Genomic DNA, 16,970 nt, shown 5'->3' on the forward strand with positions numbered 1-16,970 from the left:
TTCTTAAGGAGTATAAAACAATGGAAACCCTTCCTATCAAAATTTACGATGATACCCTGCGCGATGGAGAACAACAAGCGGGCGTTTTTTTCTCTTATCCAACTAAACATCAACTCGCCCATTTAATTGCCAAAACTGGGGTTCATGGAATCGATATTATGCCCTTTATCTGTGAGCAAGAAGCTGAACTAGCTAAAACATTAATCTCAAAGGGATTGGATAGTCTAATTTTTTCGGCTACTTTGATGAACAAGAAGTTCATCGATCAAGTAAAAGACTGCGGTATTAAGCGTATCGTCCTATTCTATGCTCTTTCTGACCGACTGTTGTTTCTGCGAGACCCCGAGATTCGTCAGATGAGCGAGTTTAAAGGAAAAACCATTGATGATGACATCCCAGCCAAAGTAATCGATAGAATTCGCCAAAATGCTATTGATTCAATTGTCGAACATTTGCACTATGCCACAAAGGTTGCGGGACTGACCGTAGACTTCGCAGGCGAAGATACCTCAAGAGCTGATTTTGACTTTTTAGTACAATGTATCCGCTCATGCAGCCCTTACATTGAAAACTTCTTTCTCTGCGATACAGTGGGAATTCTCACTCCAGAAAAGAGCTATATCTGGGTTAATGACCTGCTTCAATCTACTACAGGAGTGACATTGGGGGTACATTACCACAATGATATGGGTATGGCTCTCGAAAATACCCTCCAGTCTGTGATGGCCGGAGCTAGTTTCGTATCGGGTACATTTGCCGGTATTGGAGAGCGAGCCGGAAATGTTGCCATCGAGCAGGTGTTAAATGGGTTGCGAGTCCGTTTTGGTATAGAAGTTGAGGGGATAAACTATGATGCGATCGCCCCTGTAACTGATTTTATTGAAAAATTGGGAGTTCGTCCCGCTCCCCCCTACTCTCAAGCTGCTCAACGCCATGAAACCGGTGTTCACGTCAATTCTTTTTTATCTGATCCTAAAAGCTATGATGCTTTTGCTCACAGCACCATAAACGTTATTTTCGGCAAATGGAGCGGAGCAAGTAATTTCCAATATTTGTTTGAAAAACAACTACACAATCCCCAACCCAGAGAGCAATACGAGAAAATGCGCTCTGTGATCAAATCACTGGCTACAGAACAAGAACGTTATTTCACAGCGAACGAAGTATTGGAGTTATGGAAAAATGGGGCTTTTCAGTGAACAGTTATCAGTGAGTCCAGTGCTGCCAAGAGTTGTGCCTTGCGGAGCCAGTACTTGATGAGGGTTTCCCGACAGAGGTATCTGGTGAGACCAGCGCTGCAGGAGGGTCTCCCTCCGTAGGCGACTGGCGAACCCGAAGGGCGTCGGGTTAAGCGCGTTGTGGAGCCAGCCCCGTGCCCAGAGCAGCGCCTTGCGGAGCCAGTGCTGAAGACGGGTTTCCCGTCGCAGGCATCTGGCGTTGGGGTTCCCCCCGTTGTGGCGACTGGCTGTCGGGTTCCCCCCGAGCCAGGGGACTGGCGTGCAACTAGCCCCGATAGGCGTAGCCGTGCCGCAGGCATAGGGGGCGCTACGCAAACCCAGAGGGTTTCCCGACAGAGGCATCTGGTGAGTCCAGCGCTGCGGGAGGGTTTCCCTCCGGAGCCACTTCTGTGCGGAGAGCAGCGCCTTGCGGAGCCAGTGCTGAAGACGGGTTTCCCGTCGCAGGCATCTGGCGTTGGGGTTCCCCCCGGGCGACTGGCTGTCGGGTTCCCCCCGTTGAAGAATGTGGCGTCAGGCGACTGGCGTTCGCCGTAAGGCGTGCGCTCTGCGCACACCCGATAGCCGTAAGGCGTGGCGTTAGCCATAGGGCGAACCCGAAGGGTAAACAGTTAACAAAGTACGCGACGCGATCGCCACTAGCAACATATGACACAACAAGAGCAAGTAGTTGCTTTAATGCTTCGTTTGCAGAATATAGGCTGCCGAATTTGGGCTGAAGATGATAAGTTACGGATTCGTACTAGCAAAAATGCCCTCACTCCTGAACTCAAGCAGGAAATTCAAAACAACAAAGCAGAAATATTAGCATTTTTAAAAACTGCCAAAGCCAAAACTGTTATGGCAGAGGAAATTCCCACTTTAAGCGCTGATGCCCCGAAATTTCTTTCCTTTGCTCAACAACGCCTTTGGCTATTAGCACAACTGACTGGACCATCAGCTACTTATAATATGCCGATGGCTTTACAATTGGAAGGCAACCTTAATATTGATGCCCTGCACTCTAGTTTGGCTTATCTGCTTAACCGTCATGAAAGTCTGAGGATGTATTTTCCTACAGTGGCGGGACAACCGCAAGTCCTGATCCAAGATTTAGATAAAATCGAAGTTCTAACAGTAATAGACTGGCAAAACCTTGATGAACATCCTCATTGCCCCTTATCCCCAGAGGGGGCCCCGAGTTCCCCAACCGTCCAGCGTTTCATCGATGCTCATGCTCAAGAACTGTTTGACTTAAATACTGGTTCTTTGTTTAAAGCAAAACTGCTGCAATTGCAAGAGCAGAAATATGTTTTGCTCATCAATATGCACCATATTATCAGTGATGGCTGGTCCATGGGCGTATTTGTTCGTGAGTTGCGGCAAGCTTATACCGCATTTACCCAAAGTCAAACCCCAAACCTTCCTCCCTTACCGATTCAATACAGCGACTATGCAGCTTGGCAACGAAACTGGTTACAAGGAGAGGTATTAGAAAACCAAATCGACTATTGGAAACATCAACTTAAGGATGCTTCTCCATTACTGGAATTGCCAACCGATTATCCTCGCCCAGCACAGCAAAGTTACCGAGGCGATCGCTATCTCTACTCTCTCACGCCGGAATTAAGTGCTGCCGTTAATACTTTCAGTCAACAACAAGGGACAAGTCTATTTATGACCTTGTTGGCAGCTTTGAGTATTCTGCTTTATCGTTACAGTCGCCAAAACGATTTGTGTATAGGTTCTCCTATTGCCAACCGTACCCATAGCCAAACTGAATCATTAATCGGCTTTTTTGTCAATACCCTTGTGTTGCGTACTCAAATCAAGCCTGAGCAAAGTTTTATCGAGTTCCTGCAACAAACTCGCTCCTCTTGTTTAGATGCTTATGCTCATCAAGACATCCCCTTTGAGTTTCTGGTAGAAAAGTTACAACCAGAACGCAGTACGAGTCATAATCCATTATTCCAGGTTATGTTCGCGCTGGAAAATAATGAAAGTCCAGACCTGAGTTTACCAGGATTAGAGATTCAATGGCTGGGAGTGAAGGGTGCGATCGCTAAGTTTGACTTAACACTTTTGGTCATGGAATATGACAATCAGTTAAATTGCTCTTGGGAATACTCTACCGACCTTTTTGAGAAGAGTACTATCCAACGGATGGCAGAACAATTTGAAGTTCTACTGAAGGGAATTCTTGATAATCCGCACCAACCGATCAACACTTTGCCTTTGATGACAGTGGCGGAACTGCTGCAACTACAATGCTGGAATCAAACTCAAGCCGATTATCCTCAGGATAAAACTTTAGTTGACTTATTTGAACAACAAGTTGAAAAAAACCCTGATAATCTCGCTTTGGTGTTTGAATCCCAAAGCTTAACTTACCAACAACTAAATCAAAAAGCAAACCAACTTGCTCATTATTTAATTCAAAATTACCAAATAAAGCCAGACACTTTAATTGGTATCTCTGTTGAACGTTGTAGTGAGATGATTATTGGTGTATTCGGTATCCTTAAAGCAGGTGGGGCTTATGTACCGATTGACCCCAATTATCCACAAGAACGGATTGGGTTCATGTTAGAAGATTCTGGGATATCGGTGTTACTAACCCAAAGTTTCCTCAAACACCAATTACCCACATCACAACTGGAACACACTTGTCAAGTTATCTGTTTGGATGAGGAAACTTTTAGCGAAGAGTTAACCCAGAATCCCAGTCCTCAAAGTACACCACTAGATTTGGCTTATGCGATCTATACCTCTGGTTCTACTGGAAGACCGAAGGGGGTAATGATTTCGCATCGAGGACTGGTCAATATGACTTTGGCAGTTGAGCAAATTTTGCAAATTCAACCCCAAAGCCGTTTGCTTCAGTTTGCTTCTTTCAGCTTCGATGCTTCAATTTGGGAAATTGCTACTGCAGTTGCAGCAGGGGCTTGTTTATATCTTGCTAAAAAAGAAACTTTGTTATCTGGTCAAGACTTAGTGAATTTTTTAGGCGATCGCAAAATTTCCCATGTCACGTTACCTCCTTCAGTCTTATCCCTATTACCTCAAGCGACGTTACCTAATTTGCAAACCGTAGTTACTGCTGGTGAAGCTTGTCCAACAGAATTAGTTATTCGGTGGGCAAAAGGACGGCGTTTTTTTAATGCCTACGGACCAACGGAATCTACGGTTTGTGCAAGTATCGCTCTCGTTGAACCCAATGGCAAAAAACCGCCCATCGGTCAACCTTTGCCCAATATCCGCATCTATATTTTAGATGCAAATAATCAACTATTACCTCCAGGAATACCTGGCGAGTTGTGTATTGCTGGAGTGGGTTTAGCAAGAGGCTATCTCAATCGTCCTGATATTACCGCCGAAAAATTTCTTGAAGTTGAATTGTTTGGTAAAACTGAGCGAATTTACAAAACTGGCGACTTGGCAAGATGGGGAGATGATGGCAACCTAGAATATCTCGGTCGCATTGACGATCAAATTAAACTAAGAGGTTTTAGAATTGAACTCGCTGAGATTGAATCAATTTTGTTACAACATCCATTAGTTAAAGAAGCAGTTGTCACCTTATATAAAACTGAGAATAACCAGAGTTTAATTGCCTATGTAACGGGAATGACCACTGATTTGTCTACCCAACTAAAAAATCACCTCAAATCCCGTCTACCTGATTACATGGTACCTGCTCAGATCATCTTACTAGATGAATTGCCTTTAACTCCCAATGGCAAAATTGACCGTAAAGCTTTACCTCTTCCCAATTTTGAAGTTGGAAGCTCATATACAGCCCCGCGCAATCAAGTGGAAAAACAGCTAGCACAAGTATGGTCTGCTGTACTCGAACGTCAAGAAATTGGCATTCATGATAACTTTTTCGACTTGGGTGGTCATTCTTTATTAGCGATGAAATTACTCAATAACATTCAACAGGTGTTTGAACAAGAACTTTCCTTGAGTAGTTTATTTCAAAATCCTACTATTGCTCAACTAGCAGAACAACTTTGTAATACTAAAGTTCAACAGTCCCATCCCGATTTACTCTCACTCCAACCTCAAGGAGATGCCGTCCCTCTATTTTGTCTTCCTGGCGCAAACGGACACGGTTTCTATTTTAGAGATTTGGCAATTCATTTAGGAAATGAACGACCAGTGTATGGACTGGAAACTCCAGGAAGAGACGGACTGAATGCACTCCCTGATTCAGTACCAGCCCATGCCACTCAACTGATTTCGCTATTACGTCAGCAGCAAGCGACAAGTCCATATATACTAGCAGGATACTCTTCAGGTTGTGCTGTTGCTTTTGAAATGGCTGCTCAATTAGAACAGCAAGGTGAAAAGGTGGGTTTACTGGCTATCTTTGACGCCGGACTCGTTTCTCACCCTGAGTATATAACTGATAGAGCAGATATTGATTGGATTTGGCAATTGATTCAAAGAATTGAAGCATTAAAGGGCGTTTCTTTAGGTTTGAAATACGATGATTTAGCTGCTCAAAGCGACGATCAAGCCCGTTGGGATTTGGCGGCGGAGTATTTATACCGACATAACGTTCTACCGGAAAACTCAACTCTTTCTTTACTAAAAACTAATATGAAAGTGATGAAAGCTCTGACGCTTAATTACGCAAATTATCAGCCCAAGTATCCAATTTCTGCTCCTATTATTTTATTTCGCGCTCAAGAAATTCATGAAATTGTTTTACAAGAACTGCAAGCTATTTCCAATTACGATTTACCCGATTGGGGATGGCTAGCATACACTCAAAACCCTGTCAAGGTGATATCTGTACCTGGAAACCACGGTCGAATGCTTTATGAACCCAATGTAAAAATCTTAGCCAGAGAATTATTAAACACCATAAAATAATTTTACCAAAGAACTAATGGAAATTATCGTTGTATTGAGCCTAAACTAATTTTTAAAATATGCAATCTACAACTTTTGTTAAGAAAACTTCAACGAATGATTCTTCTCCGGGTTTTAATCAATTTTGGCAGAATGTCAGAGCGCTCACAGGAGCTTACTGGTATCCAACAGAGGCAGAAGGAAGAGCATTTTCAGATGTGATTCGTTCATGGGTAATGCTCATTATCCTGATATTATTAATCATCGCACTTGTGGGCGTAACTGCTTTTAATAGCTTCGTTAGTCGCTATTTGGTTGATGTCATCGTTGAAGAAAAAGATTTTACGAAATTTGTTGATACGTTATTGGTTTATGGTGCTGCCCTTGTCTGCGTAACGCTCTTAGTAGGATTTTCTAAATTTGTTAGAAAACAAATCGCTCTTGATTGGTACCAATGGCTAAATAATCATATTTTATCAAAATATTTGAGCCATCGTGCTTATTATAAAATCAACTTTAAATCCGATGTTGATAATCCAGATCAACGAATCTCCCAAGAAATTGAACCTCTGACCAGAAATGCTCTCTCGTTTTCCGCTACTTTCCTAGAAAAAGTGCTAGAAATGGCTACTTTTTTAATAATTCTCTGGTCTCTTTCCCAATTTGTTGCAATTGTATTGGTTGCTTATACGATAATAGGCAATTTAATTGCTGTTTACTTGGCTCAAGAATTGAATAAGATTAATCAAGAGGAACTCGAATTTGAAGCAGACTATACTTACAGTCTGACTCATATTCGTAATCATGGTGAATCAATAGCTTTTTTTCAGGGAGAAAAAAAAGAATTAAATATCATTCAGCGAAGATTTTCTAAAATTATTCAAAGTTCTAAACGCAAGATTAATTGGGAGAGAACTCAGGATATTTTTAACAGAGGATATCAGGCTATTATCCAAATCTTTCCATTTATAGTACTCGGACCTTTACACATTAGAGATGAAATTGATTTTGGAGAAGTTGGTCAAGCCAGTTTAGCTTGTAATCTGTTTGCCAGTGCTATGGCAGAATTAATTAGAGAATTTGCAACTTCCGGACGATTTTCCAGTTATGTTGAACGTTTAGCTGAGTTGTCTGGTGCGTTGAAAGCTGTTACGCAACAGCCAGAGAATGTGAGTACCATTCAAACAATAGAAGAAAACCGTCTGGCTTTTGAGAATGTTACCTTACAAACACCAAACTATGAACAGGTGATCGTCGAAGATTTGTCAGTTACTGTTCAACCGGGAGAAGGTTTATTGATTGTTGGACCGAGTGGACGAGGTAAGAGTTCTCTGTTGAGAGCGATCGCTGGTTTGTGGAACGCAGGAACTGGTCGTTTGGTACGTCCTCCCCTAGAATCTCTCTTATTTCTGCCCCAACGTCCTTATATAATTTTGGGAACTTTACGCGAACAGTTACTCTATCCTCATACAACTCGTCAAATGAGCGATCAAGAACTTGAAGAAGTTCTGCAACAAGTCAACTTGCAAAACTTGCTAAATCGAGTCGAAGGCTTTGATACAGAAGTCGCTTGGGAGAATATTTTATCGCTGGGAGAACAACAACGCTTGGCTTTTGCACGATTGTTGATTACTCATCCCAGCTTTACTATTTTAGATGAAGCAACGAGTGCTTTAGATTTGACAAATGAAGGCAATTTATATGAACAATTGCAATCAACTCAAACAACTTTTATCAGTGTCGGACATCGAGAGAGTTTGTTTAATTACCATCAATGGGTTTTAGAACTTTCACAAGATTCCAGTTGGCGACTTTTGACTGTTCAGGATTATCGCCTTCAAAAAGCCAACGAAATCATTACTAATCCCCCCGACAACTCTCAAATTACAGAAGCCAACGAAATTATTACTAATTCCCCCGACAACTCTCAAATTACAGAAGCCAACGAAATTATTACTAACCCTCCCGAAAAGCCTCAAATTACAGAAGTCAACGAAATCATTACTAACTCTCCCGACAACCCTCAAATTACAGAAGTCAACGAAATCATTACTAACTCTCCCGACAACCCTCAAATTACAATAGATGTTTCACTACAAGACCAATCATTAAGTCAACCAGAAACCAGCACAATTTCAGGATTTTCTCATCAGGAAATGCAACAATTAACAGGCATTAATGTAAACACCATTAGAAGCAAGGGAAGCCTTGGCAAGACTATCACAACCAAGGATGGCGTGACTTACCGCTATGACAAAGATCCCAACGTATTGAAATGGATCAGAGTTTAGGGTTCTGTTGCAAAAACTCTTTGCAATCTGTTAGAAGTAAAACTGGTGATGCTCATGTTGAATGGCAAGCTTCTAAATGAACTTCAAATTTTTGCCATAGAACCTTTTTTAGAATCAAGGTCATGCTTACTAAACAGCAAAGACAACTAGTTACTTACAAAAAAATTACGATTTATGAACGAACATACAAATTACCTCTTATAAAAAATAGCAGATTAAAAGCTATTCAAAAAAAGATTAAAGAACGTCGAAGATTAATTCAAGAAGGTGTTCGACATCATCAGCTTTGGGGAATAATTAAGCTGAAAGAAAAAATTAGTCAGGATAAAATTTTTAAAGAAAGCCAACTATTAATAAAAGATTATACTCATCTTATTTATTTTCTAGAAAAATATAAGGTAACTTATCAACTTTTTTTGGTTAAGCTGACTGATGATTTGAAAAAACTGTTTATTCAAAAATACCTTGAAATAGAAAATTTAGAGAAGGAAATAAAAAAACTAGAAATCAAAAATTATAAAAATCAAAAAATACTCGATGAATTAAAATGGGAAAGACAAGAGAATCTTAAAGCAGTTTTACTCTTGAGTAATGCTTGTTTTTTGATGTTAGAAAAAATAAAATTGCTTAGTGAAGGACTGAAAACTCTGGCAGAAGATACCAAAAATCAAAAGCAAATTGTCCAACAAGTAGCCAAAGATTTGGAAGTTTATCAAGAAATTTACGAATATCAAAGAAAAGCCCAGAAAGTTCGTAAAGAAATAGTAGAAATAGCGGAGACTGCAATCAATTTTGAAAAATATTTACAAGATTACTTTAATCCCTTTCAATCGTTAATAGATGAAGTCGTAAAAGTAGATGAAGATTTTTACTCAACTGTTGGAGAAATTAAAAAATTGGCAGATAATATTTTCGAGTCTCAGTCTAATTTGTTAATTCCAAAAGAAACTGACGCAATTTCTGAAACGTTTCTAGACTTTATGGTATCAAGTTATGAAAAAAAAGAAAGATTAAAAGATGCTTTTATTCAATGTCAATTACTAGATTGGCAAATTCATAATTTTGATTCAGCCGATAATTTCTTCTCTATAAACAAAGACATTAATTCAATATCTAACTATATCTCCAATCAATTTACCGAACGAAGAAAAGAGATAGGGATAGCAGAAACAAATTTTGTTCCTATGACGTCTTTCCCTACTGCTCAAGGTACTGGATTAACAAGACTGACTAATGACGATCGCACCTGCGGAATGTGGGTTAAAAAGAAAAATAACATCGATTATACCAAATTGCAAAGTCTTCTTGCCCAGCAGAAGTGGAAAGAAGCTGACATTGAAACCACTACATTAATGCTAAAAGTCATAGGTAAAAGTTATTGGAATGAAGTTTATAAGGAAGATATTGATAACTTTTCTTGTAAAGATCTCCAGACTATTGATCAACTGTGGGAAGAATACAGTCATGGTTATTTCGGCTTCAGTGTTCAGCAAACTATTTGGAGCGAAATGGGTAGTCAAGTAGACTATGAAGCAGAAAAGAGACTCGGCGATCGCCTTGGTTGGCGAAAACAGGGAAACTGGTTAGATTATGATCAACTAACTTTTGAATTATCCCCCACAACACCCATAGGACATCTACCAGCGCAATGGTTGCACTATGAGCATTCAACCTTGGATTTATCCCCAAAGTCATCTGCAGAACACCTTTCTATGGGAGCATGGCGAGTCGGATCTTGGTTAGTTTGGCAGATGCATTTATTCTTTTCTCGTGTCAAAATTTGTAACTGAACTGTACTTATCCGTTAATCGCACATTTCTTAATAATACCGATAAGTAAAACAAAGCTCATTTGAGGATAGACATGAATAATAGTAAGCATTCTGATGTAGAAATAGAAATTTTACTTTTGGGAAAATGGCGTTTTAATACGTCTTCGGAAAAAGTCACTATTGAATTTAAAGATGATATGACTTATGAACAAACCAAGATTCAAACATTCCTTTTCTCTAAACCTAAAGAACTTCTAACAGGTAATAAATTTACTGGGGTATGGTACGTGAATCAAAAAAAATTGTATTTAAATGTTAGAAGTATGCCAAAATCATATTTGAATTTAAGAATACCACTAGCTTTTAAAATTTATATAGCAGATATAGTAGCCACTTTAGGTTCTGTGTTTATGCCAGAAATTTATGAAATTATGAGAATTAATAGTTCTAAATTTTTAATAATGGATAAAGAGGAATCAATTATTGGCACAAAAATAAAATAGTAATTGCAAGGAAGTTAACCGATAATCTTTTTGAGGTTATCCCCATCAGTTTTGGACTCAACTACTTTTTATACTAGACCTCTCCAAAAATGGCTATGAAACCTTTACCGCGCTTGCACTAAAAATCATTTTTGGAGAGGTCTACTGGGAGAAAGTAGTTGATTGTTTATCTGTGGAGTTTAGACTTTCGTTCGCTGCAGACAAAGATGTTCTTGCAAAATTGGTGGGATACTCCCCAAAGACAGCTGTACCAACGATGAAACTGTGATTGTCATGTTTGTGAAAAAGTAAGTTAAAAACCTTGTGGCTTTAGCATACTATTTCACGATCGGGCCTGAGCCAAAACTTGGCTAAAACCGTGTCTCATAATCAACTTGCAAACGACTGTCACTGTCGCTTGAGAAACTAGTTGAACCTCGCACAAGAACATCATCATTGACTCGATAGATAACGTTATAACGGAAAGATTCATCGGCTAAGAAAACCCGTGATAGGGAAACAGAGAAATTCTTACTTAAATCAAATACACCTTCTGCTGTCAAGCCGAGAACTGATTCATTTTTGCTCTGCTTGGAAACAGAGGTAGGAGAGATACGAAATTCACTAAAGCCGATCGCCTGTCCGATCGCAGTAATACTTCCTTGTAAGCTACCAAATATAGTAGAACCAGCGAGGGTCGCAATTCCAGTTGTTGCGTCTGATTGAGCGAAGCTATTAATAACAGAACCGCCTAATAGGGAAATAATTTCTCCCTCACTGCGGTTCGGTTCGCTAGTTAATTCTAGATTACCAGCTGACAATCGACTCGCTGGTCCTGTTGCTCTGGCGCGAACGCGAATGGTACGTAAAGTTCCAGGCTTATCTTCATCATCATCACTAATACTAATTTCGCTAGAAAAAGGAGAACTCAAAATGCGACTACCTCTTCCCCCTGATGTCTCCGATACAATTGCCACAAGCCGCACATCTAAGTCGGGGTCGAGTTTTCCACTGGGCGTAAACTCCGCAGTCTGTTCATAACCTCGTTCTAAGGTAAACTTAGTTGTAAATAAGTTAAATTGTCCTCCCGTCAGACGAATAACTCCTTGAGGACGAGGTTCGGCTAATGAACCATTGATAGTCAGATCACCTTTTGCATCAAAGCTGAGTATAGAAGGACTCAGTTGACCTCCTGGTACAAAGCCGCCGAGTATAGGCTGAGTGGAGACACGAACATCTTTATCTAGAACAAGCTGTAAATTATTAAACGTTATAGGTAAATTTGGTGGAGTGGCACTGGCTGCGGTGTTACCTTGTGTATTTTCTGGTTCAAGACCATATGTTGTTGTTGGACTATCAGGTGTTGTAGCTTGTCCCGTTTGTGTTTGTTGGATGGTGAAAGTCTTTATTGCATTATCGGTTGTCTTTTTTGTACCTGATGGTTTTGTACTCGCTGTATTCGATTGTCCAATCACAACTTGACCATCACTTAGGGTAATTTTTCCACCAACATTAGGAGATAGTGCTGTTCCACCAATGACAACATCACCAGTGACACCCCCTTCATACAACCCTTGAAGCTTGAAATTCAGATTGTTCACCGATACAGTCAGAGGATTTGTTGCAGCTTGCTGCTGTGCTGCTTGATTTGCAAAAATGGGCAGAATTCCCGCAGCAGTCACGTTACCTTTATTGTATTGCCCTTGAAGACCTTCAACCAATAGTGTGTCGCCATTAAATTGCAGCGTTCCTGTTACATTTGTCAAGGGTTCGGTTAAGGCTTGAGCTTCAATTGTCGCATTATCGACTCTGGCGACTCCGTTAATAATTGGCTGCTTTAAAGTTCCTTGAATATCTACATTAACTTCCCCTAGACCATCCACCCAACTGACTTGTTGATTGGTAAACAAGTTTAACAGAGCTAATCCTTCATTCTGCACTTTGGCGTTGATCCTGATTTGATCGCTATCTGGTTGAACTGAAGCGAAGGGCAAAGCAAAAGGTATGTTTCCTGTAAGATTAACAGGTTCTGTCCCAGTTAACAACAAGGTACTACCAAAATTCAAACGAGCATTGCCATAGTTGAAATTTAATTGCCCTGTTTGCACTGGCTGTTGATTTATAGTACCATCCACCAGTGTCAATTCTCCGATCGCGCTGGGGTCTTTTGAATTACCACCCAATGTAGCGACAGCACTCACATTCCCTGTAACATCAACTGGTAATTTGTCTATGAAAGGCTGTGCAAGTGATAAAGGTAAATTTGTCACGCGCACCTGTCCGGACAGTTGTTCTGTTCCTAACTGCCCGGAATAAGCTACAAGTCCTGGATTCAAGTCCACACTCAAGGGTAATAGTGTCACAATACCATTTGCAAAAGTGCCTCTGGCTATGACATCTTTTATTGAGTACTCACCCCATTTCCAGTTATTGCCCTCAAAATTAAAGCTAGCATTCAACCCTGACTGTAAAGAACCAGCAACTTCAATTCCTCCACTAAGAGTACCTTGTAATTCTGCTAGTGTGGGCAAAGTTGTTGGTTGATTTTGCTGTTGTTGCTGTTGTGCAACTGGGGTGGGAATTTTTGAGAAAAACTCTAGCTGTGTGAGCAAATCTGCATCTGGCAAACTAACAGGCTTTGTTTGCAAAACTCCTGAACCCGCCAATTGTGGACCTTGCAACCCTCCACCAAAATCCCCAAAGTCAAAAACTTTGAATGCTTCTAAGAGTCTTTGGATTTTCGTTTGGTCAAAGTTAGCTTGGAGTTTAAATTGAGGGTTGTTTCCTGTTTGCACATTTCCACTCAGGGCAATGCTGCTATCTCCGATTTGCAATTGACCATTTGTTAAGCTAGCAGCACCATTAGCATAACTGATGTTACCTCGAAATTCATCTGCTGTGACTCGACCAACGCGAGGTTCGGCGATCGCCACATCTCCCGCCGCGCTATAGTTATTAAGATTAACCGTTAAATTGGCAGATGCTTGTCCTGCTAGAGGTTTTAACGTATTGTTAGGAATGAATCCCTCAGCAAGAGCTATAGGAAAACTTCGCACATTAACGAGCAAGTTGTCTCCCTCTGTTCTACCAGTTGCAACTGCCTCACCACGTTTGAATAAAAATGAAGTTGGGCGATTGTTCGGACTAATATCAACTGCAACTTGGTCTTGCCTACCTGCCAGTCGCAATTGTCCTCCTTGTCCTCCCTGATATCTTACGTTTCCAGCTAAAGTCGGGTCAAACGCTAAACCATTGACATTTAAATTTTCCAACCGGATGTTTCCACCAAGCAATGGTGCACTTGGAGTACCTGTGACTCGTCCTGTAAAATCAAGTTGTCCTTTCAGCGCTATCTTACCAGGAAGATTACCGCTCGCTTTCTGGAGATTGTAATTCCGCGCTTGGACATTGAGATTGAAACCAGTCACTTGAGGTGTACCCGTTTCTGGTACTTGAACAGCAACAACACCGTTAGCACTCAATCCGGGAGAAGTTGCGCGTTGAAGAATAATCTGTTGTCCATTCCACTGAACTTGTGCTGTGATTGGTTGTGCAAGCAGCGATAACCCTTGTGATAAGCCGACTTGTCCTGCAACTCGAATATTTGAAAGCGCAAAAGATTCAGTTGTTCCTGCTAACTGTAAGTTGCTATTAAGTCGTCCTTGCAGTTGTTGGGAGAAACGGTTGAGTTGAACTTGAGAAATATTAGCAGCTGCTTGCCAGCGACCATTATCAAGATTAATATTTCTGACGTTAACCGTACCTCCTGCCACACCACTGAGGTTTGCTTGTCCAGAAGCTTGAATCGTTGATGGTTGAAAGGAAGCTGTGGTTCCCGATAAATTCAATTGACTGTTTAAGACTCCCTTTTGAAGCTGGGGTGGTACCTGTGCAAAACGGTTTAATTGAATTTGTTGTGCATTAACAAAAGCTTGCCAGCGACCGTTATCAAGATTAATATTTCTGACGTTAACCGTACCTCCTGCCACACCACTGAGGTTTGCTTGTCCAGAAGCTCGAATCGTTGACGGTTGAAAGGAAGCGGTGGTTCCCGATAAATTCAACTCACTGCTTAAGACTCCCCCTTGAAGCTGGGGTGGTACCTGTGCAAAACGACTCAATTGAATTTGCTGTGCATTAACAAAAGCTTGCCAGCGACCTTGTGTTAGCTGACCTCTCGCCCTAATTGTACTACCTGCCACTTTCGCAACAGCATCTCGCAAGACAATACTATTACCCTGTTGATTTACAACAACTTGCCCAGTGGTGGGATAAGTGGCTGTGGGTGCTTGCACCTGTGCGACTGTTTGGAGATTGCCAAGTGAACCAAAAGTCCTAGCGTTTGCTGATATATTACCAATGGTAAAATTGGGTGAAGCTTTGTAAGCTTTGGCTATGGCATCACCTGGTAAATTTTGAGCTAGGACATTTAACGAAACTCTGCCTTTTGGTGCCAACTCAACTTGACCGTTTGCTGTAATTTTGCCTCCGATTTCTGGCGTGGCTTCAACGCTGGCAATATTGACTTGTAACGGCTGCTTACCAAGTGAACCAGAACCAAGAGAACCAGAGACTTTGGCGTTGGCGGATATACCACCAATATTGAAGGGAACTGAAACGCCATAACCTTGGGCGATCGCATTTCCTGGTAAATTTTGAGCTAGAACATTTAACGAAACGTTACCTTGAGGGACAAGTTGAACTTGACCGTTTGCGGTGACTTGTCCTCCGGCTGGTGGCGTCACTTGAACGCTGGCAATATCAAGCACCAAAGGTTGTTTACCACCGCTTGGTGAACCAGAAATTGCAGCTTTCGCTGATACATTACCAATAGTTGTGGGGGGAGTAAAGCCGTACGAAGTTGCCAGTGCATCTGCTGAAATCCCTTCAGCTTGAATGTTAAATTTCGCTCCACCTTGTTGGGGATTAGCTGCGAGTGGAATTTCACCGCCACCTGTAATTTGTCCACCTGTTGCAGGAATTATCTGCAGGTTAGAAACGGCAAGAGTAGATGCAGTTTGAGATACACTCAGACGAAAGCCAGTGCTAATAGTCTTAAATACAACGCGGTCAACTTGAATGGGTTTTGTGTTGCTTGCTGTTCCGCTCAAAATTGGCTGTTGAATTGATCCTTGCAACTGAATGTTTGATTGTATTTCTCCAGCAACCGGAACGGGTAAATTCACTTTCAGCGAATCGAGAACATTTTTCGCACTAACCGGCTTTACCTGAGCTGAAATGTTGAAACCTGTTTGAGTATTGAGAGATCCATTGACCAAAGTCGGAACTTTGCCATAGTTCGTGCTGAGATTTTCTAGAGTAATTGTCTGCCCTTGGAAGGTTAATTTGCCATTGGAATTGATAAACTTTTGGGGAACCTTTTGAACTTGAGCCGTGACTTGATTCGCAACAGCCGTTCCATTAATCGCTATTTCCTGCTTATTGGGTTGTTGCTGATCCGGCTGTAATTGTACCGTTAAGTCAGCACCCACACGACCTGCTTCCAAAACAATTGGTAACTCAATTAATCGACTAACATCAGATGCTAGAAAATTCTGCGTTTGTACCTTGAGGTTCGTTTGTTGTGATTTCAGTCGTGTGTCTCCGCTTATTTTAACTGTCCCTCCGCTGGTTGGTTGAGCACCAATGTCATAGGTAACTCCTTCATTTTTCGGCAAAAATCGAGCAGTTCCACTCACTTGATCTAAAGCAACTGAACCTTTGGGTGTATTTGGTGTTGATTTTGGCACTAACACCACATCCCCATTCTGAATTTTTAGTGTCTGCAACTCAGTTTGAATAACACTTTTTCCTTCTCCTGTCTTAATTTGAGTTGTCACCCAACGCCCTTGCTTATCTTGTTCAAGGTAGACATTAGGTTGAACTAAAGTGACATTTAACCCCAATGTCCGTTTGAAGATAACTTCCAAGGGGGAGAACTCTACTTCCACAGCTTTTGCTGCAACGGTGTCTGGATCTGTGGGAGTTGCTGGTATTGAAAGCGAGCCAAATCTCAGGCTAGAAAGGGAAAATCGCTCAACTGCTCCTATTTTCACTGGTCTTCCAACCAGTTGCTGAAGATTTTTTTCTACTAATGGTGCCAAATCTTTATACACATAGTTCCTCGCCCACAAAACACCACCTGCAATTCCAGCTAATAAAATCACTCCGAAAACAATACTAGTACGTCCTAACAGAAGGAGCCACAAACGACGATTCTTAGGCTCTTGTTCATTTTCTGAATTTGGAGAGCGCGTCATACTCGTTACCAGTATTGTTAGTTAAAGTGGGTAATTAAATTAGCAATTTACAGTTTCTCAGGCTGAGTCAAATAAGTTTAAATTGGTTTTCA

8 protein-coding genes are annotated in these 16,970 nt (G+C 41.1%); 5 read left to right on the forward strand and 3 right to left on the reverse strand.

Features of this window, described 5'->3' with window-relative positions; genetic code table 11:
* Positions 1-20: 20 nt before the first annotated feature.
* Positions 21-1,199, forward strand: a complete 1,179-nt coding sequence (locus DP114_RS18575; RefSeq protein ID WP_171976803.1) for a 2-isopropylmalate synthase — start codon at positions 21-23, stop codon at positions 1,197-1,199.
* On the opposite strand, the gene DP114_RS18580 is transcribed toward DP114_RS18575, so the two are convergent.
* Together DP114_RS18580 and DP114_RS18585 are read right to left on the reverse strand one after the other, a co-directional pair.
* A complete protein-coding gene (locus DP114_RS18580; protein ID WP_172195116.1) occupies positions 1,173-1,580 on the reverse strand; it encodes a hypothetical protein in 408 nt (135 codons plus the stop codon). The two genes, DP114_RS18575 and DP114_RS18580, sit on opposite strands and share 27 nt — an antisense overlap.
* Entirely contained in the window at positions 1,546-1,890 is a 345-nt protein-coding gene (locus DP114_RS18585; RefSeq protein ID WP_171976804.1) for a hypothetical protein, read from the reverse strand. The genes DP114_RS18580 and DP114_RS18585 overlap by 35 nt, the downstream gene beginning before the upstream one ends.
* Between DP114_RS18585 and DP114_RS18590 the strand changes: the two genes are divergently transcribed.
* The 4 genes from DP114_RS18590 to DP114_RS18605 all read left to right on the forward strand — a co-directional run bounded on the left by DP114_RS18590 (position 1,884) and on the right by DP114_RS18605 (position 10,639).
* Positions 1,884-6,095 carry a non-ribosomal peptide synthetase gene (locus tag DP114_RS18590; RefSeq protein ID WP_171976805.1) on the forward strand — a complete coding sequence of 1,404 codons (4,212 nt, stop codon included), beginning with the start codon at positions 1,884-1,886 and terminating at the stop codon, positions 6,093-6,095. The two genes, DP114_RS18585 and DP114_RS18590, sit on opposite strands and share 7 nt — an antisense overlap.
* Positions 6,096-6,154: 59 nt before the next feature.
* Positions 6,155-8,365 (forward strand): ABC transporter ATP-binding protein/permease, encoded by a 2,211-nt coding sequence (locus DP114_RS18595; protein WP_171976806.1) that lies wholly within the window; start codon positions 6,155-6,157, stop codon positions 8,363-8,365.
* A gap of 122 nt (positions 8,366-8,487) precedes the next feature.
* Complete coding sequence (locus tag DP114_RS18600) at positions 8,488-10,155, forward strand: GUN4 domain-containing protein (RefSeq protein ID WP_171976807.1); 1,668 nt, start codon at positions 8,488-8,490, stop codon at positions 10,153-10,155.
* A 73-nt stretch (positions 10,156-10,228) separates the two neighbouring features.
* Positions 10,229-10,639 carry a hypothetical protein gene (locus tag DP114_RS18605; protein ID WP_169267731.1) on the forward strand — a complete coding sequence of 137 codons (411 nt, stop codon included), beginning with the start codon at positions 10,229-10,231 and terminating at the stop codon, positions 10,637-10,639.
* Between the two features lie 350 nt (positions 10,640-10,989).
* Here the strand turns inward: DP114_RS18605 and DP114_RS18610 are convergent, their stop codons facing one another.
* Entirely contained in the window at positions 10,990-16,878 is a 5,889-nt protein-coding gene (locus DP114_RS18610; RefSeq protein WP_171976808.1) for a translocation/assembly module TamB domain-containing protein, read from the reverse strand.
* Between the last annotated feature and the right edge of the window lie 92 nt (positions 16,879-16,970).

Origin of the sequence: Brasilonema sennae CENA114 (assembly GCF_006968745.1) — a bacterium.
GTDB classification, from domain to species: domain Bacteria; phylum Cyanobacteriota; class Cyanobacteriia; order Cyanobacteriales; family Nostocaceae; genus Brasilonema; species Brasilonema sennae.